At 61.3% G+C, this 18,171-nt stretch carries 16 protein-coding genes; 8 read left to right on the top strand and 8 right to left on the bottom strand.

All coding sequences use genetic code 11. The features are described from left to right. Positions 1-84: 84 nt before the first annotated feature. Positions 85-2,187: a beta-galactosidase gene (locus tag HJB84_RS18170; protein WP_221116536.1), complete on the top strand. Its 2,103-nt coding sequence runs from the start codon at positions 85-87 to the stop codon at positions 2,185-2,187. A 3-nt stretch (positions 2,188-2,190) separates the two neighbouring features. Here the strand turns inward: HJB84_RS18170 and HJB84_RS18165 are convergent, their stop codons facing one another. Then, positions 2,191-2,733, bottom strand: coding sequence for a hypothetical protein (locus HJB84_RS18165; protein WP_207581582.1), 543 nt, complete (start codon positions 2,731-2,733; stop codon positions 2,191-2,193). A 174-nt stretch (positions 2,734-2,907) separates the two neighbouring features. On the opposite strand from HJB84_RS18165, the gene HJB84_RS18160 reads away from it, so the two are divergent. After that, the gene (locus HJB84_RS18160) at positions 2,908-3,381 is read left to right on the top strand and encodes a cupin domain-containing protein (RefSeq protein WP_207581583.1); all 474 of its coding nucleotides are present in this window, start codon (positions 2,908-2,910) and stop codon (positions 3,379-3,381) included. 48 nt (positions 3,382-3,429) lie between these two features. On the opposite strand, the gene HJB84_RS18155 is transcribed toward HJB84_RS18160, so the two are convergent. From HJB84_RS18155 to HJB84_RS18135, 5 genes are all read right to left on the bottom strand, one after another. Next, on the bottom strand, positions 3,430-4,539 hold the full coding sequence (locus tag HJB84_RS18155; protein ID WP_221116535.1) for a sn-glycerol-3-phosphate import ATP-binding protein UgpC: 1,110 nt from the start codon (positions 4,537-4,539) through the stop codon (positions 3,430-3,432). A 12-nt stretch (positions 4,540-4,551) separates the two neighbouring features. Continuing rightward, positions 4,552-5,466, bottom strand: coding sequence for an ABC transporter permease subunit (locus HJB84_RS18150; protein ID WP_164016154.1), 915 nt, complete (start codon positions 5,464-5,466; stop codon positions 4,552-4,554). A gap of 11 nt (positions 5,467-5,477) precedes the next feature. Next, positions 5,478-6,362, bottom strand: a complete 885-nt coding sequence (locus tag HJB84_RS18145) for a carbohydrate ABC transporter permease (RefSeq protein WP_207581585.1) — start codon at positions 6,360-6,362, stop codon at positions 5,478-5,480. A 227-nt stretch (positions 6,363-6,589) separates the two neighbouring features. Beyond that, the gene (locus HJB84_RS18140) at positions 6,590-7,945 is read right to left on the bottom strand and encodes an extracellular solute-binding protein (RefSeq protein WP_221116534.1); all 1,356 of its coding nucleotides are present in this window, start codon (positions 7,943-7,945) and stop codon (positions 6,590-6,592) included. A 362-nt stretch (positions 7,946-8,307) separates the two neighbouring features. After that, on the bottom strand, positions 8,308-9,513 hold the full coding sequence (locus HJB84_RS18135; RefSeq protein ID WP_221116533.1) for an ROK family transcriptional regulator: 1,206 nt from the start codon (positions 9,511-9,513) through the stop codon (positions 8,308-8,310). Between the two features lie 193 nt (positions 9,514-9,706). Here HJB84_RS18135 and HJB84_RS18130 point away from each other — a divergent pair, with 193 nt between their 5' ends. The 6 genes from HJB84_RS18130 to HJB84_RS18105 all read left to right on the top strand — a co-directional run bounded on the left by HJB84_RS18130 (position 9,707) and on the right by HJB84_RS18105 (position 15,775). Beyond that, positions 9,707-10,945 carry an extracellular solute-binding protein gene (locus HJB84_RS18130; RefSeq protein ID WP_207581588.1) on the top strand — a complete coding sequence of 413 codons (1,239 nt, stop codon included), beginning with the start codon at positions 9,707-9,709 and terminating at the stop codon, positions 10,943-10,945. A 75-nt stretch (positions 10,946-11,020) separates the two neighbouring features. Next, entirely contained in the window at positions 11,021-11,905 is an 885-nt protein-coding gene (locus HJB84_RS18125; RefSeq protein WP_207581589.1) for a carbohydrate ABC transporter permease, read from the top strand. Next, entirely contained in the window at positions 11,905-12,750 is an 846-nt protein-coding gene (locus HJB84_RS18120; protein ID WP_207581590.1) for a carbohydrate ABC transporter permease, read from the top strand. Before HJB84_RS18125 ends, HJB84_RS18120 begins: the two co-directional genes overlap by 1 nt. Next, the gene (locus tag HJB84_RS18115) at positions 12,747-13,769 is read left to right on the top strand and encodes an SIS domain-containing protein (RefSeq protein WP_221116532.1); all 1,023 of its coding nucleotides are present in this window, start codon (positions 12,747-12,749) and stop codon (positions 13,767-13,769) included. Before HJB84_RS18120 ends, HJB84_RS18115 begins: the two co-directional genes overlap by 4 nt. Next, positions 13,770-14,699 (top strand): PfkB family carbohydrate kinase, encoded by a 930-nt coding sequence (locus HJB84_RS18110; RefSeq protein ID WP_221116531.1) that lies wholly within the window; start codon positions 13,770-13,772, stop codon positions 14,697-14,699. It abuts the gene before it with no gap. Further along, a complete protein-coding gene (locus HJB84_RS18105; protein WP_221116530.1) occupies positions 14,696-15,775 on the top strand; it encodes an ABC transporter ATP-binding protein in 1,080 nt (359 codons plus the stop codon). The genes HJB84_RS18110 and HJB84_RS18105 overlap by 4 nt, the downstream gene beginning before the upstream one ends. Positions 15,776-15,802: 27 nt before the next feature. Here the strand turns inward: HJB84_RS18105 and HJB84_RS18100 are convergent, their stop codons facing one another. Both HJB84_RS18100 and HJB84_RS18095 read right to left on the bottom strand, forming a co-directional pair. Further along, complete coding sequence (locus HJB84_RS18100) at positions 15,803-16,630, bottom strand: glycoside hydrolase family 16 protein (RefSeq protein ID WP_221116529.1); 828 nt, start codon at positions 16,628-16,630, stop codon at positions 15,803-15,805. 51 nt (positions 16,631-16,681) lie between these two features. Next, positions 16,682-18,163 (bottom strand): lipopolysaccharide biosynthesis protein, encoded by a 1,482-nt coding sequence (locus HJB84_RS18095; protein WP_221116528.1) that lies wholly within the window; start codon positions 18,161-18,163, stop codon positions 16,682-16,684. Positions 18,164-18,171: the final 8 nt, after the last annotated feature.

Genomic DNA, 18,171 nt, shown 5'->3' with positions numbered 1-18,171 from the left:
ACGACATCCTCGATTGCCTATTGCCGGAGCCTCTTCTCCGGACGGCGAAGCCATGTCCGGACATCGATAGAAAAGGACAAGACAATGCTCAATAAAGATATCCAACTGCCCTACGGCGCCGTCTATTTTCGCAAATCAAATCCGCCCCGCGACGATTGGGAGCGCGACTACGCGACCGCTGGGCAAGACGGCCTCAACATCTTCCGCCACTGGTTCATGTGGGGCGCGATCGAGACAGCACCCGGCGTTTACGACTGGGAAGAATATGACCGCCAGTTGGACCTTGCCGCCGCAAACGGCATCAAGACAGTCATCGCCGAACTGATCCATGCCGTGCCCGACTGGGCCGTTCGCAAATACGCCCATGCGCTGCAGGTCAATGCCGACGGCAACAAGCTCGGTTCCTATATGGGCGTCTCGGCGGCGACCGGCGGCTTCTCCAATAATGGCGGCGGTGCCGGCGCCCTGACGCTGAACTGCCCGGAGGTCAAGGAAGCTGCGGGCAAGTTCCTGACCGCGCTCGCCACCCGCTACAAGGATCACCCGGCAATCTATGGCTACGACGTCTGGAACGAGTGCAACTATTCCGCCGATGTCGATTACAGCAGCTACGCCAAATCAGCCTTCCGGAAGTGGCTGGAGAAGAAATACGGGAGCCTGAAGGCCCTGGCGACAGCCTGGCACCGCTACAGCTACGCCGAATGGGAGGATATCGAGCCGCCGGTCCACATGGCGCCCTATCCCGAATGCATCGACTGGCTGCAGTTCAAGCGCGACAACTTCTACGACCAGATGCAGTGGCGCATCGACACACTCCGCGCCGTCGATCTGAAGAACACCATCGTTGCCCATGGCATATCGGGCGCAATTCCCAACATGGCGGCCAACGGCTGCGACGACTGGCTCGCCGCTTCCAAGGTCGAAGTCTACGGCTTCACCTGGATCCAGGCGCGCAAGGGCTCGGAAGCCTGGAAGAACTGGTACGGCGTCGATATCAACCGCGCCGCCGCCCGCGGCAAGCCTTTCTGGCATGCCGAGCGCCAGGGCGGCCCGCTTTGGCTGCAGCCGCAGGTGATCGGCCGCGACAAGGAGGATGGCCGTGTCGCCGAGCCCGAGGATATCCGCCTCTGGAGCATGACCTCGCTTGCCGGCGGCGCCCGCGGCGTCCTAAACCTTCGCTGGCGCCCGCTGCTTGACGGCCCCCTTTTCGGCGCCTTCGGCTCCTACGGCATGGACGGCTCGCGCACGCCGCGCTCCGACATGGCGAGCGCCATGGCAAAGTGGGCAAACGACACGGCGCAAGGTCCCCTCTGGGAGGCAAAGCCGGTGCGCGGCGAGGTCGGCATCCTGTTTATCCGCGAAACGCAGGAGTTCGATTACCTCCTGAACCACGATCGTAAGGAAAAGCCCTACCCCGAAGCCATGTGGGGCGCCTATCGCGCCTTCCTCGAACAGGGCGCGCAACCGGACTGGGTGCATATCGACGATATCGACCCCTATGATTTCCTCTATTTCCCCTACCCGATCATGTTCACATCAGAACAGGCAAAACGCCTGAAAGCCTGGGTCGAAAACGGCGGCACACTGATTGCCGAAGCATGCCCCGGCTATTTCGGCGATCGTGGCCATGTCGGCACCGTGCAGCCGAACATGGGCCTCGACGAGGTCTTCGGTGCGCGCGAGGAAGAAGTCGAATTCATGCCCGATATCGGCGACCGCATCCATTTCGATCTCGACGGCGCAGCTGTCGACGGCGGCGGTTTCCTGCAGTCCTACCGGCTGGCGGGCGGCGCGGCACGTGGGCATTTCACCGACGGCCGTCTTGCCGTCGTCGAAAATACCTTTGGCAACGGCCGCACGCTGCTAATTGGCACCAATCCCTCCGTCGCCTATTACCGCACGCTGGGAAAGGCGAACGGGGCTTTCTTCGCCGAACTAATAACATGGAGCGGCAAGAAGCGGCATGCGACGCTTTCGAATGGCGCGCTCTTCCCGCGCATTCACGTCGGGGAGAAAGGCAGCTTTCTCTGGCTCGTCAACCCGACGAGAACTGCACAGAAAACAGAGGTGACGCTTGCCCGCGGAATGTTGGCGCGAGGCCAACCCGTCTGGCCGATCGACCATATGGACAATGGCGGCATCGAGGTGCCGGCGCGCGATGTGCTGATCCTGCCGCTCGATCGTTGAGTTTCAGGATGCCGGTGAATCGGCGCTTTCGGCAAAGGCTTCAAGCTCGGGGTCGAAATCGACCTCGACGACATTGTTGAAGACGGCGGTAGCCAGCATGATGCCGGCGAAAGCGACGAGATCGACCAGCACCCGCGTCTCGTAGCGCTCTTTCAGCTTCGCCCAGAGTTCGGCGGGAACGGCATTGGAATCGGCGACGGTCGCCTTGCCGAAGGCCTCGAGCAGCGCTTCCTCCTCGGAAAGTTCGAGCGCGTCGGGATTGAAACCTTTGTTGATCAAAGCCCGGCGAAAGAAGGTGACGGCGATCTTCGATTTCGCCGCCTTCGAGATTGCATGCGAGAAGATCCAGATCGCCCGGTCGCCGATAGCAGGATCGAGTTCTGCCCGTAGCGTGAACCATTCGGCATAGATGCGATGGGCGGCCGGCGAATGCAGCAGCGTGCGCTTCATGTTGGTCATGCGTCCGCGCAGCCTGACTTCCTCGTCATGCGCCGCACGAACCTCTTGCGAAGCAGTGTCGTAGTCGATCTGTGGGAGGTGGCTCATCGGGTCCGCTCTTTCGTTTTGCGCAGACGTTATCGATGCACCGGCATAGTGTGCAACCCAACTTCGTTCAGCTTTTCGTTTCGATCAGATATTCCGGCCCGCGTGACCGGCAAATCCACTTGGCCCTCGCGCCGCCTCCGCCTAGATTGATCTCATCGAAGGTGGAGGCAAGGCATGAGCGACGATCACGAGCATCATCACGTCGACTGGCGGGAACATGGCGTCAAGGTCATTCCCGGCAATTCGCTCGATCCGAACACCGCGCAGACGCCGGGCATGAACCGCGCCGCCGCGATCAACAATGCGCGTGCCGGGGCCGAGAAAATCTGGGCCGGCACGGTGACGATCCATGCCAACGCCAAGACCGGCGCCCATCATCACGGTGACCTCGAAAGCATCATCTACGTGGTCAAGGGCAAAGCCCGCATGCGCTGGGGCGAGCATCTGGAATATACCGCCGAGGCCGGTCCCGGCGACTTCATCTATGTTCCCCCCTATGTGCCGCACCAGGAGATCAACGCCAGCCGCGACGAGACGCTGGAATGCGTGCTCGTCCGTTCAGGCCAGGAGCCGGTCGTCGTCAATCTCGACATCGAGCCGATCGAGAAACCGGAAGACGTGCCCTGGATCGACCCGATCCATCGCTGATGCATGCCGCCACGCCCGCTGGAAAGAAAGCAACCTCGGCGCGTCCCCTCACGCGTGAACGGCGCCAGCGCTGCTCATCACAGGGTTCTTGATGATCCGGCCGGTATCGGCGGCATAGAGATGGATCGCGTTATAGTCGATCGCGATGCCGATCGGATCGCCGGACTTCACCTTCACGGCTTCGGTCAGCGCCACGGCAAAGGGCAGCCCGTCGAAATCGGCGTGAACGACACGGCTCGCGCCGAGTTCTTCGATGAAATCGGCCGTTGCAGTGAGAGCACCGGGCGCATCCGGGGCCACCAGCCGGGCCGCTTCGGCGCGCATGCCGAGCACGACGCGTTTGCCTTTCAGCGGTGCTGCGCGCTCGCGCGGCAGCGCGATCTTGCGGCTCTGGTCGTAGACGAAGACACCCTCGTCATTGATTGTGCCTTCAAGCAGGTTCATCGCCGGCGTGCCGACGAAGCCGGCAACGAAACGCGACACCGGATGATGATAGACTTCTTCCGGGGTGCCGACCTGCTCGACCCTGCCGCCGTTCATCACCACCAGCCGGTCAGCCAGCGTCATGGCCTCGGTCTGGTCATGCGTGACGAAGATCGAAGTGGCGCCAAGGCGGCGATGCAGCCGGCGGATTTCGGCGCGCATGGCGATGCGCAGCTTGGCGTCGAGGTTCGAAAGCGGCTCGTCGAAGAGGAACACTTTCGGTTCGCGGATCATCGCACGGCCCATGGCGACGCGCTGGCGCTGCCCGCCGGAAAGGGCGGCGGGCCGGCGGTCGAGGAAGGGTTCCAGGCTGAGCGCCTTGGCGACTTCGGCGATGCGGCGCTCACGCTCCACCTTGGAGACGCCGGCCACTTTAAGGGCATAACCGATATTCTCGGCGACGCTCATATGCGGATAGAGCGCATAGTTCTGAAACACCATGGCGCAGCCGCGCTCGCGCGGCTCAAGCCGGTTGACGACGCGCCCATCGATTGCGATTTCGCCGCCGCTGATTTCCTCCAGGCCGGCGATCATGCGCAACAGTGTGGACTTGCCGCAGCCGGACGGGCCGAGGATGACGATGAACTCACCGGACTGGATTTCGAGATCGACGCCGTGAACGACGGGATTCTTGCCGTAGCTCTTCTTCACATCACGGATTGAGATAGGTGCCACAGGACTATTCCTTCATTTCTCGGTAGAGATAAGGCCGCGCACGAACCAACGCTGCATCAGGATGACGAGCACCAGCGGCGGCGACATGATGATAAGTGTACCTGCCATGGCGACGTTCCAGTCTGGCAGGCCGAATTCGGAGGGAATGAGGGTCTTGAGCTGCGTCACAGCAATGCCGAAATTCGGATCGGTAGTAATCAGCAGCGGCCAGAGATACTGGTTCCATGCCCAGACGAACATGATCGTGAACAGTGCGATCATGTTGGGCCGCGAAAGCGGCACCAGAATGTCCCAGAAAAACCGGACAGGACCCGATCCGTCCATCTTCGAGGCCTCGGCAAGTTCGTCCGGAACCGTCAGGTAAAACTGCCGGTAAAGGAAAGTGCCGGTCGCCGTTGCGACCAACGGCAGAACGAGACCGGGATAGGAATTCAGCAGGCCCCATTCGAGCTTGATCTGGATGCCGGTGATCTGCGCCACGAGCCAGCTTATGCCGAGGACATCAAGGATCGTCTGGAACGGCTGCAGCGCATTGGCCGCGATCGAATAGGTCGGCACGATGCGGACCTCCAGCGGCAGCATCAGCGTGATGAAGATGATCCAGAAAATCACATACCGGCCGCGGAAGCGGAAGTAGACGATCGAGAAGGCTGCCATGGCAGAAAGGATCACTTTGCCGGCGCCGACCGCCGCGGCGAAGATGATACTGTGAAACAGCTTGTTGCCGAGATCGGCACGGACCCAGGCGGTCTGGACGTTTTCCCAGAAATGCGAGCCCGGCGTGAGCGGCAGCGGCACACGATTGACCGTCTCCAGATCGAGGGTCGACGCGATGATGACAATGGCGAAAGGCAGGAGCGCGATGACCATGCCGAGCGCGAGAAGCGTATAGCAGATGAAATTGAATATTGGGGTGCGTTCGATCATGTGCAGGGGCCTTACTTGTAGTGCACGCGCCGCTCGATAAAGCGGAACTGAAAGATGGTAAGAAGAACAACGAGCACCATCAGAATGATCGACTGGGCTGCGGCGCCCGAATAATCGAGGCCCCTAAAGCCGTCGAAATAGATCTTGTAAACCATGAGGTCCGTCGCGCGCGCCGGCCCCCCCTGCGTCATGACGTCGACGATGCCGAAGGAATCCTGGAAGCTCTCGGTGATGTTGATGACGAGCAGGAAGAACAGCGTCGGCGTCAGCAAGGGCAGCTGAATATCCCAGATACGGCGCATCGGCCCCGAACCGTCCATTGCGGCGGCCTCGATCAGCGAACGCGGAATGCCTTGCAGCGCCGAGAGGAAGAAGATGAAATTGTAGCCGATATATTTCCAGGAGAATGCAACGATGACGGCGATCATCGCATCCTTGCCGTCGAGCGCCGGATTCCAGAGACCGGGCCAGACGTGATTGATGACCGACAGAAGGCCTGCCTCCGGCGCCAGGATGAAGCGGAAGGCGAGACCGAGAGCGGGCGCGGCAATCGCGTAGGGCCAGATGAAGACCGACCGGTAGATCTTATGGCCGCGCAGTTCACGATCTGTCAAAAGCGCTAGGATGAGCGCCAGACCCATGGCAATGGCCGTCGAACTGAAGCCGAAGATCATGCTGCGGGAAATCGAGTCCCAATAGACCGGGTCGGTAAGCAGCTGTTTGAAATTGTCGAAACCGACCCAGGCATTGCCGCCGCCCCATGGCTGCTCGAGCGTGAACGCCCAATAGAGCGCCTGGGCGCTAGGCCAATAGAAGAATACGAAGATCAGCAGCAGCATCGGAAATGCAAAGAGCAGTCCGATCGTCGTCGAGGAGAAAGTGACGCGCTTTTCCATGAGTGGTCGTTTTCGCCCTGGTTTGACCCACAGCGCCGCGCCTCTTTCAGACGCGCAAAGGACGCTGCAGCTTTTGAATTGCTGCATAATTTATCCCTAAATCGATTCCGATTTAAGGGATTATGCAGTAGGCGCGGGCGGCGAGTTCGCATCCGCGTCCGATTGAAGAACCTGCAAAACGCACCCAGCGCGCCAAACGCGGGCTGGGTGCGGCTCATATCGGATGATCAGGGAAGCTGAACGTTCTTGTAGGTCTGCTGGAAGCGACGCAGGAGCTGGTTGCCGCGTTCGGCCGCGCCGTCGAGCGAAGCCTGGACGTCAGCGTTGTTGACAAAGATTGCCTGCAGGCTGTTTGCGATTTCGGTGCGAACCTGCAGCAGGCCGCCGAGGCGGATGCCGTGCGCAGCCGTGTCGTCAGCAGGCGATGCGGTCAGGCTCTGAATGGCGAGTTCGCGGCCGGCATAGGGAGCCTTGTCGTAGAAGCCCTGCTTCTTCAGGTATTCGAAACCGGAGTTGCGAACCGGGATATAGCCGGTAACAGTCGACCAGGTGAGAGCTTCTTCCGGCTTTGCGATGAAGTTGAAGAAGGCAGCAGCAGCCTTGTATTCGGCGTCGGAGTGACCCTTCAGAACCCAGAGCGAAGCGCCGCCGACGTAGGAGCTGTGGCGGGTTGCGTTGCCGTAGGTGGGGAGCATGGCAACGCCCCAGTTCATGCCCTGCTTGGCGGTGCGGCCAACATTGCCATGGTCGCCGACCGAGGTCAGGATGACCTGGCAATCGCCGGCGGCGAAAGCCTCGACGAAAGTCTGGCCGACGGCCTTGTTCTTGATGAAGGCAAGCTTGTTGTCGTACCAGGACTTGAGGTCCTTGACATAGCTGACGAGCAGCGGGTTCTTGTTGAACGCCAGCTCGGCGTCGAGGCCTTCAAAGCCGTTCTTCTTCGTCGCGATCGCTTCGCCGTTGACGGCTTCGAACTGCTCGATGTACTGCCAGACTTCGTTGTTGGAGATGTCGAAGGCGAGCGGGCAAGCATAGCCGGCGTTCTTCAGAGCCTTGAAGTCTTCGCCGGCTTCCTGCCAGGTGGCGGGAGCATGGTCTTTGCCGATCTTGGCGAAGGCATCCTTGTTCCAATAGAGCAGAGCGGTCGAGGAATTGAAGGGGAACGAATACATCTCGCCCTTCGACGTCGCATAATAGTTTGCGATGCCGGAGAAGTAATCTTTCCAGTCGACATTGTAGCCCATGTCGGTCATCAGCTTGTTGGCCGGGTAGTAGGCGCCGGAAAGCATGATGTCGAGCGTGCCGGCGTCGGAGACCTGGGCGATGGTCGGCTGCTTGCCGGCGCGGAAGGCGGCGATGGTGTTCTGCAGGGAAGCGTCGTAGCTGCCCTGGCTGGTGCAGACGACTTCATAATCGGCCTGCGACTGGTTGAACCGATCGCACTGTTCCTGGACCCGCTTTGCGATGTCACCGGAATTGCCGAACCAGAAGTCAATCTTGGTCTTATCGGCGGCGGCAGCGGGACCAGCAAGAAACGCTGTAGCGAGAAGGGCGCCTACGGCGCCGAGAAGCTTGGCTTGCATGAGAACCTCGAACGTAAAAGAGACGCGCACTTTCAGCGCACGCCCTATTAGCTGGTTCAAATTGCTGCGGCTAATGAATATTACATGACATGAAACGATCGAAATCGTGCCGTCACAAAACCTTCATTCGGATGTTATTTGCCGCAGCCGAGGCTATATTTAGAGAAGCCTCGCCAGCCTCCCCAGCGCACTGCCGAACAGTTATATTCATATTCGAATAATTATAATTATCAAGGGTTTTCAATATTTGCCTATATTGCGACAGAGCATCCTTATTCGGGGATACCGTCACATGAAACTGGCAGAAACGGCTATCTTTCTGCCACTGCACTCGTGTGCAACGTCTGGTTTTAGCCTTGAAATCAAAGGGAATCCTTCAAAATTGCAGCAAAACGCGGATCGAACGCGTGGCTGATCGGCCCGGCGGCAGCACCGAGTGCGACCGACCAGGGATCGGCCATACCGGGCTGCAGGCGCGGCAGTATGCGACCGCGACGTTCGGCGATCGAGGGCAGCAACCGGCCGATTGCCGCAATCAACTTGTTCACCAGCGCTTCCGGCGCGCTGCCGCAAAGGATAACGGTTTGCGGATCGAACAGGGTCTCGATGAGATGGATGCTCCAGCGCAGGTCGACCGCCGCCGCCTCGACCCAGGCGTCGATGCTTTGATCGCCGCTCAAGGTAAGGTCGTTGATGCGTGCGTGGAGGTCGGGATCGGCGGGATCGGCCGAGAGATGCTGATAGAGCGAGGCGAGGGAGGCACGATGTTCGAGCGGCGTCGATTTGCCGTCGGCAAACAGCAGCGCCATGCCGATCTCGCCGGCATTGCCGTTCGCGCCGCGGTAGAGCTCGCCATTCAGGATGAGCCCGGCACCGATGCCATAGCCGACGAAGAGGCAGATGGCATGGTCGAGCCCATGGGCCGCCCCCACCATGCGCTCGGCGGTCGCCGCCGCCGCCGCATCGTTCTGCAGGTCGACATCGAGCCCGGTGCCGGCAGTCAGCGTTTCCAACAGCGGAAACTTCTGCCAAGCCTCCATCATCCACGGATCGTCGCCGCTACCGGCGACGCCGAAGGGCCCAGGCATGGCCGCGCCGAGGCCGACAAGCCGCTTTTCCGACTGCCGGACGACGCCGGCAAGCTTCGAACGCACGCTGGCGACAAGATTGAGGATCACCTTCGCCCCCTGCGACGGACCTCCAGGTGGGAGCCCGGCCTCGTCGCGCACGAGAACGCTACCGACAAGATCGACCGCAACCGCACGCGTCACATGCCGGTCGATCTGCAGGCCGATCGCAAAGGCGCCTTCCGGCACGAGCCGATAGGGCGTCGAGGGCTGGCCCCTGCCCTTCCTCACCGCCTCCTGCGAACTGACGAGACCGTCGCGTTCGAGTTCCTCAATGATATTGGACACCGTCTGCTTGGTCAGCCGCGTCGCCCGCGCCAGATCGGCGCGGGAAAGCGCACCGTTGATTCTCAGGGCATCGATCATCACGCGCCGGTTATGGGCACTGGTGCCCCCGTGGTTGGTGCCGCTCTTGGCCCGGATCGGACGGCTGTCATTCATGTGCAATTGCCTCTTGACTCCAATAGAATGTTGAAGAAGTAATAAGTCAAGACACTTGACTTAATAAGGGACCGGAGAGTTCCAGGGAACGCAGGACGCCGACAAGGGCTCCGACGACGCTCCGAGACGACTTCTCGAACACCGATGGCGGAAGCCCTCGGCAATGCGTAAATGTCAAAAACTGGAGGCTGCAATGCTGAAATCCTTTAACAAGACGCTTCTCGGTGCGGCCTTGATCGGCGCATCTCTTGCACCGCACGCTTTCGCCGAGACGACGCTGAACGCGCTTTTCATGGCGCAGGCCGCCTATAGCGAGGCCGACGTGCGGGCCATGACCGATGCCTTCGCCAAGGCGAACCCCGATATCAAGGTCAATCTCGAATTCGTTCCCTATGAAGGCCTGCACGACAAGACGGTGCTGGCGCAGGGTTCCGGCGGCGGCTATGACGTCGTCCTCTTCGATGTTATCTGGCCGGCGGAATACGCCACCAACAAGGTGCTGGTCGACGTCTCCTCGCACATCACCGACGAGATGAAGAAAGGCGTGCTGCCGGGCGCCTGGACCACCGTGCAGTATGACGGCAAATATTTCGGCATGCCGTGGATCCTCGATACCAAATACCTGTTCTACAACAAGGAGATCCTTGAAAAGGCCGGCATCAAGGCTCCACCGAAAACCTGGGACGAGCTGACCGAGCAGGCAAAGACGATCAAGGACAAGGGCCTGCTCGCTACGCCGATCGCCTGGAGCTGGTCGCAGGCCGAAGCGGCAATCTGCGACTATACAACGCTCGTCAGCGCCTATGGCGGCGATTTCCTCAAGGAGGGCAAGCCCGCCTTCCAGACCGGCGGCGGTCTTGATGCGCTGAAATATATGGTCTCCAGCTATTCCTCCGGCCTGACCAATCCGAACTCCAAGGAATTCCTGGAAGAGGACGTGCGCAAGGTCTTCGAAAACGGCGATGCCGCCTTCGCGCTGAACTGGACCTATATGTACAATATGGCCAACGATCCGAAGGACAGCAAGGTCGCGGGCAAGGTCGGCGTTGTCCCGGCACCGGGTGTGGCCGGCAAGAGCGCGGCTTCGGCCGTCAACGGTTCGATGGGCCTCGGCATCACCTCGGCCAGCCAGCATCCGGATGAGGCCTGGAAATACATCACCTTCATGACCTCGCAGGCGACGCAGAATGCCTATGCCAAGCTCAGCCTGCCGATCTGGGCCTCCTCCTATGAGGACCCGGCCGTCACCAAGGGTCAGGAAGAGCTGATCTCCGCCGCCAAGGTCGGCCTCGCCGCCATGTATCCGCGTCCGACGACACCGAAATATCAGGAGCTTTCGACCGCCCTGCAGCAGGCGATACAGGAATCGTTGCTTGGCCAGTCCTCTCCCGAGAACGCGCTGAAATCGGCGGCCGATAATAGCGGTCTCTGATCCAGCTCAGAACCCCGGGCGGCGCCTGCCGTCGCCCGGTTTCCAAAAACTTAAGAATGAAGAAGGGTCGCCTTGATGTCGGGCACTTGGCTGACAACCCGCGCGTGGCTTTTGATGCTGCCGCTTCTCGTGGTCATGATATCGGTCATCGGCTGGCCCCTGATCGATACTGTCGGCCTCTCCTTCACCGATGCCAAGCTCGTCGGCACCGAAGGAAGTTTCGTCGGTATCGGCAATTACGCGAAGATGATCTCCGGCTCGAATTTTCAACGCACCCTCATCACCACCGCATGGTTCGCGATCGTCTCGGTTGCCGCCGAAATGGTGATCGGCGTTCTCGCCGCCCTATTACTGAACCAGCAATTCCGCGGCCGCGCCGCGCTTCGCGCCCTGATGATCCTGCCCTGGGCGCTGCCGACCGTCGTCAATGCCACGCTCTGGCGGCTGATCTACAACCCGGAATATGGCGCGCTGAACGCGGCGCTGACCCAGCTCGGCCTGCTTGATGCCTACCGCTCCTGGCTCGGCGAACCGGGCACGGCGTTGGCAGCCCTCATCGTCGCCGATTGCTGGAAGAATTTCCCGCTGGTGGCGCTGATCGCGCTGGCCGCACTCCAGGCCGTGCCGCGCGACATCACCGCCGCCTCGCTCGTCGACGGCGCCGGCGCTTTCGCCCGCTTCCGCTTCGTCATACTGCCCTATCTCGCCGGCCCGCTGATGGTGGCCCTGGTGCTGCGCACGATCGAAGCCTTCAAGGTGTTCGACATCATCTGGGTCATGACCCGCGGTGGCCCGGCCAATAGCACGCGCACGCTGTCGATCCTCGTCTATCAGGAAGCCTTCTCCTTCCAGCGAGCCGGCTCCGGCGCATCGCTGGCGTTGATCGTGACGCTGCTGGTGACGCTGCTTGCCGCCGGCTACGCCGCCCTGGTGCGCAAGACCGCCGGGAGTGCGGCCTGATGGAACGCCAAAGCCCAATCTTTACCGCCTTCATCTATGTCTGCGCGCTGCTTCTTGCCGCCGTCATCCTGGCGCCGATCCTGTGGCTGTTCATCATGAGCATCTCGCCCGCCGCCGACCTTGCGGCGAAGCCATTGCGCTGGTGGCCGCAAACGGCGGATTTCTCTCGCTACGCCGTGCTGCTCTCGACGATCGAAAACAGCGCCGGCGCCGCCTTCACCTCGTCGCTGCGCAACAGCATCGAGGTGGCTGGCATGGCGACGATCGCGTCGATCGCGCTCGCCATTCCGGCCGGCTGGGCGGTGTCGCGCACGCCTTCTGTGGGATGGTCGCTGTCGATGGTGATCGGCACCTATATGCTGCCGCCGGTGGCGCTTGCGGTGCCGCTCTATATGGGTCTCTCCCATCTCGGCATGCTGAACAACGTCTTCGGCCTGGCCCTCGTCTATCTCAGCATCCTGGCGCCCTTCACCACCTGGCTGATGAAATCGGGCTTCGATTCCATCCCACGCGAAATCGAATCCGCCGCAATGATCGACGGCGCCGGCCTGTTCCAGACGCTGAGGATCATTACGCTGCCGCTCGCCGGCCCCGTGGTCGCGACGTCAAGCCTGTTTGCATTCCTGCTTGCCTGGGACGAATTCTTCTATGCGCTGCTTTTCACCTCCGACCAGCGCGCCAAAACGCTGACCGTCGCCATCGCGGATCTCGCCGGTGGCCGCGTTTCCGATTACGGACTGATCGCCACGGCAGGCGTGCTCGCCGCCCTGCCTCCGGTGCTGATTGGTCTCATCATGCAACGTGCCCTGGTTTCAGGGCTCACCAGCGGCGGCGTCAAGGGATGAACATGACAACAGAAATAATCCGGCCGGCCGGACTTGCCGCGATCGATCGCGAGATGGCGCGCCAGCATGCCGATGCGATCGCCTCCTATGAAGTTGCCGGGCCGAGCGCGACAAGAGCCGCCGTCTCGCTGAAGAAAACCGGCCGGCTGCTCCTGCTCGGCATGGGCGGCTCGCATGCCGTCAACCGCGCCGTCGAGCCGCTCTATCGGGCCCTCGGCATCGATGCCGTCGCCTTGCCACTGTCTGAGCAGCTTGGCCAGCCGCTACCGGTTGCTGGCAGGACGATCTTCGTCACCTCGCAATCAGGTGAGAGCGCCGAGGTGGTGCGTTGGTTCGATGAGACCGGCGGCACTGAGGAGACCTTCGGCCTGACGCTCGAAGCCAGTTCCTTCCTCGCAAGAACCGCCCCGTCATTGGTGGGCGCCGGCGGCACCGAACTTGCCTTCGCCGCGACACGCAGCCTGACGGTAACCTTCGCCCTGCATCTGGCAATCCTCGCCGCCCTCGGCGAAGATCCCCGGGCCGCACTTGCGATCCTCAACGCGCCTGAAGACCATGACATCGCCGCCGCCCTCACCGCGCTCGAAGACGTCGCAACGGTCGTCACCTCAGGCCGCCGGCTGCAGGGCATCGCCGAGGCATTGGCGCTCGGATTGACCGAATTGTCGCGCCGCCCCTGCTTCTCGCTCGAAGGCGGCCAGTTGCGCCATGGGCCGATGGAGATGCTGGGGCCGGAAATCGGCGTCGTGCTGTTCCGCGGCTTGGACGAGACATCCGGCTTGGTGACCGCAATGGCGATCTCCGCCGTCGAGACCGGCGCCCCCGTCATCCTGTTCGACGCATCCGGGCAAGCGCCGGTCGCCGGCGCGGTGACAATCCGCTTTACCCCGGTAACGGGCCTTGCCGCGATCTTCGCCATGCTGCCGGTTGCCCAGCGGCTGATGATCGCCTTTGCCGACGCCCGTGTGGAGAATGCCGGAACGCCGGTTCGATCCACCAAGATCACCCGGAGTGAATGAATGCGGCCGCTTGCAGTCATCGGCAACGTCAACGTCGATCTGATCCTTGGGCCGGCAGCCGCCTGGCCGAGGGCCGGGACGGAAATCATCGTCGATCACGACGAACTACGGGTCGGCGGAGCGGCCGGCAACAGCGCACTCACCTGGCAGGCGCTTGGCGTCGAATTCGAGATCGCCGCCAATATCGGCAGTGACCAATTCGGCCACTGGCTGCGCGAAGCCTTCGGCCACCGTTCCGAGAAGTGGCCCATACGTCCTGAGAAAACGACGCTCTCCGTCGGCATCATCCATCCGGACGGCGAGCGCACCTTCTTCACGACCAAAGGCCATCTGCCGCGTTTCAGTCTGGCCGATGTCTTCGCGGTCCTCGACGCAGCGCGCCTTAGCAGCGGTTACGCCCTCCTTTGCGGCTCGTTCCTGACCGACGATCTGACCGAGCAATACGACGCCTTCTTCGACTGGGCTGATAGCCATGACGTTACCGTCGCACTCGACACCGGCTGGCCGCTCGACGGTTGGACGCAGCGGAATTGCGCGGCGACACGCGCCTGGCTGTCTCGCAGCGGCATCGCGCTGTTGAACGAAATCGAGGCGACGACGCTTGCCGGCATCGTCGGTCCGATCGAGGCCGCACGTCACATCAGGCTGCATATGCCGCAGGATGCGATCGTCGTCGTCAAGCGTGGCCCGGACGGCGCGATCGCGATCGGGCCGGAGGGCGTGTTGGTTTCGGTGGGCGCACCCGTTGTCGAAGTTGTCGATACGATCGGTGCCGGCGATGTCTTCAACGCCGCTTTCCTCGCGGCTCTCGCAGGCGATGCGCCGCTGCTTTCCTGCCTGATAGCCGGAACGGAGGTTGCCTCGCGCGCCATCTCAACCCTTCCCCGCAATTATGGCGGCCCGACAACTCTTCAGGAGCCGGTGCGATGAGTGCGCTCGAAATCCAGACCATCCGCAAGTCCTATGGTGATGTCGAGACCCTGAAAGGCATCGACATCTCGCTGGAAAGCGGTGAATTTCTCGTTTTGCTCGGCTCGTCCGGCTGCGGCAAGTCTACGCTCTTGAACATCATCGCCGGACTTGCCGAGGCAACGAGCGGCGATGTCAGGATCGGTGGGCGCTCGGTGCTCGGCGTGCATCCGAAGGACCGTGACATCGCCATGGTCTTTCAATCCTACGCGCTCTATCCTAATCTGACGGTGCACAGGAACATCGGCTTCGGGCTGGAAATGCGCAAGGTGCCGGCGGACGACCGCGACAAGGCCGTTCGCGATGCGGCAAAGCTCCTGCAGATCGAAAACCTCCTCGACCGCAAGCCGAGTCAGCTTTCCGGCGGCCAGCGTCAGCGCGTCGCGATCGGCCGTGCGCTGGTGCGCAAACCTGAGGTGTTTCTGTTCGACGAGCCGCTCTCCAACCTTGACGCCAAGCTGCGAATGGAGATGCGCACCGAGATCAAGCGGCTGCACCAGATGCTGAAGACGACGGTCGTCTATGTCACCCATGACCAGATCGAGGCGATGACGCTGGCAAGCCGCATCGCCGTTATGCGCGACGGCCGTATCGAGCAGCTCGGCACGCCGGAGGAGATCTACAACCACCCGGCAACGCTTTACGTCGCCACTTTTGTCGGCGCGCCGCCGATGAACCTTTTGAAGGCCACCGTTCGGGACAACCGCCTGGTGCTTTCAGGCTCCGACACTGGCCTGCCCCTGCCCGCCCGTTTCCGCGATGCGGCCGGCAATGGCCGCGACCTCGTCCTCGGCATCCGCCCCGAGGCGCTTCGCACAGACGGCTCCGGCCCGTCGATCGAGGCCACCGCTGAGGTCGCAGAGCTGACCGGCCCGGAACTCGTCGTCACCGCCCTTGCCGGAAATCAGCGTCTGATGGCCTGCCTGCCGCCGCGCACGCCGATCCGCGACAACGAAAAGCTGACCCTCTTCTTCGACGAGGAGGCAATGCATCTCTTCGACCCTGAAACCGGTCTCAGCTGTCTCCGCGAGCAATAGGCCGGTCACGCACCACGAGCCACTCGTTCAATTCGCTGCGTCGGCAGGCTTCCGCTTGTAAACATGGATATAGTCGACGAGCAGAATGGAAGGGTTCGGCGTTTCATCGATCGGCCAACCCGAGCCAAGCGCCAAGTTTACCAACGGATAAAATGGCATGTGGAACTCTTTCGGCGTGTCGAAGCTCCAGATGAACTGACGATCGAAGTAAAAACTCGTCTTGTCAGCTTGGATATCGACGCCGTAGGTGTGATATTCGCTGTTCAAAATTCCGTGCTGGACGCTTTGCCAATGGCCACCGGTGCTGTTCTCGCCGCCCTGGCTCTGACGCCAGACATGAAAGCCCATGCTGAATTCGTAGGGCGCGCGTCCATAATATTCCAGCACGTCGATTTCGGAGGTGTATTTCGACCGATCGAGCCCGATGAGCCAGAATGCCGGCCAGACTCCCTTGCCCGGCGGCAGCTTCATTCGTGCTTCGAAATAGCCGAACTGCTGCGAGAAACCTTCACCCTTCGGGTTCACCGACGAAAGCAAGCCCGAGCGCCAGGTGCCGTCGGCCTCCTTGCGCGCCTCGATCTTCAGAATTCCCTGATCGGTGGTAAATGGAAAGCCGGGGGCCGGATCGGTGAAACGGGCATCACCGAAATCACCGTTCCAGGGCGTATGGGCGATCCAGCGGGAGCTTTTCTCTCCCCAGGCCGAAACGTCAAGGCTGTCAAAACTCTCCTCGAACGTCAGCTGGTATGCATCGATATTGAGTGGTTCCTGGGCCACGCTGGGCTGGCCCCGCAATGCGCCCAGACCGAGGACGAGGAGCAAACCGAGCCCCTTAGCAGATATCCCGTAACGCATTACTACTCCTCTGGAAACGCCGAACCAATCATTGGGATGCACTCTTCTCGATCATGAGGTGAAGACCTCGTTTCGTCGTGGCATGAGCCTTTGGACGATGATGGTCTCGATACCGTCGGGCCTTCCGATCATCTGCCACAACAGCAAGGCGACAGCCCAGAAAATCCCCGCTGCCGCCCCGCCGAAAAGCGCGACGCCGACGATAAGATTGAGACCGACAGGCATGGCGACAAGCATCGGCTCCGCCCAGAGCAGGAAAGCGATCATCGGCAAGCTCGCGAGCAGAGGCCGGAAAAAGGACATCAATTGCGCGGCAAAACTCGCGCCGATCAGACGCCTTGTGATGACGAGCGATGCGCCATAGGCGACGAGGACTGCCACGAACCGCGCCCCCAGCGCCCCCGCCACCTGGAAATAGGCGATAGCCAGAATGGTAACCGGAGCCCTGACGGCGAACTCGACAAACATCCTGAGAGCGACATAGCGGGTATTGTTCATGACCATGGCCAATGGCGGCATCATGTTCGTGGGAAGACCGAGTAGGCTGACAAGGCACAGCCATTGCAGGATCGGTGCGGACGATGCCCATTTTTCGCCGACGAGGATGCGCACGGTCGGCTCTGCGAGGAGGGCAAGCGCGATGAGAATGGGTGCCGCGACGAAGGTGATCGCATTCGTCGCCTTTAGATAGGCGGCGACCAGGTTGCGGCGGTCTTCGACGGTGGAGAATGCCGCCATCAGCGGGCGTAGCAACGGTCCGACGAAGGTCTGGTACGGAATGCCCGCGATATTGTCGGCGACGCTGAAGGCGCCGAACGTCGACAAGCCCGTAAAACGCGGCAGAAGCAGCCGGTCCAGCTGCCAATTGATCGAATTCAGCACCTGCGACACGGTATTCCAGCTGATCATGTCCTGAAAATGCTTCCATTCGGAAAGGCTGAACGTCGGTCGCATCGGCGCAAAGACATAGGACGTGATCATCGCCGCCGTCGGGCCGGCGACCGCTCCGATCGCCAGCCCCCAGTAGCTGCCTGTTGCCACAGCTACACCCACCCCGAACAACAATGTCGATCCCTTGGCAATAAGATCGAGCGCGAACTCACGCTTGAAATCGAACCGCTGCATGAAAAGAACCATACGCGGGCTGATCATGCTGCGCATGGCAGGCGCGATCGATAGAACGGCGACAAGGGCGAAAAGCCGCGGATCGGCGTAGACCAGCGCCATTGGCCAGGAGATGATCATCATCAGCAGGCTGATAGCCAGCCCTCTCAGCAGGCTGAGGGTGAAGGCCGTGGCGAACATCTCGTCCGAAGGCGACGATTGGCGCATCAGGGCCTGCGTCAACGGCAGGTCCAGGATCGCCTCGACGATGACCAAGACCGACGTTGCGATGGCGACCAGGCCGAAATCCTCAGGGCTCAGCAGCCTTGCCAGGACAAGGAGGCTGACGAAATCGAGCATCCGCGCGAGGAATTTTCCGCTGATGGTCCAGATGCTCGCCGTCGCCGTCCTCTGAGATACGCTTGACATGATCTGTT

It is taken from the genome of Rhizobium sp. NZLR1b (assembly GCF_019685155.1).
Lineage (GTDB): Bacteria > Pseudomonadota > Alphaproteobacteria > Rhizobiales > Rhizobiaceae > Rhizobium.
Note: the sequence above shows the minus strand (reverse complement) of the source record. Positions and strands in the feature narration are given on the sequence as shown.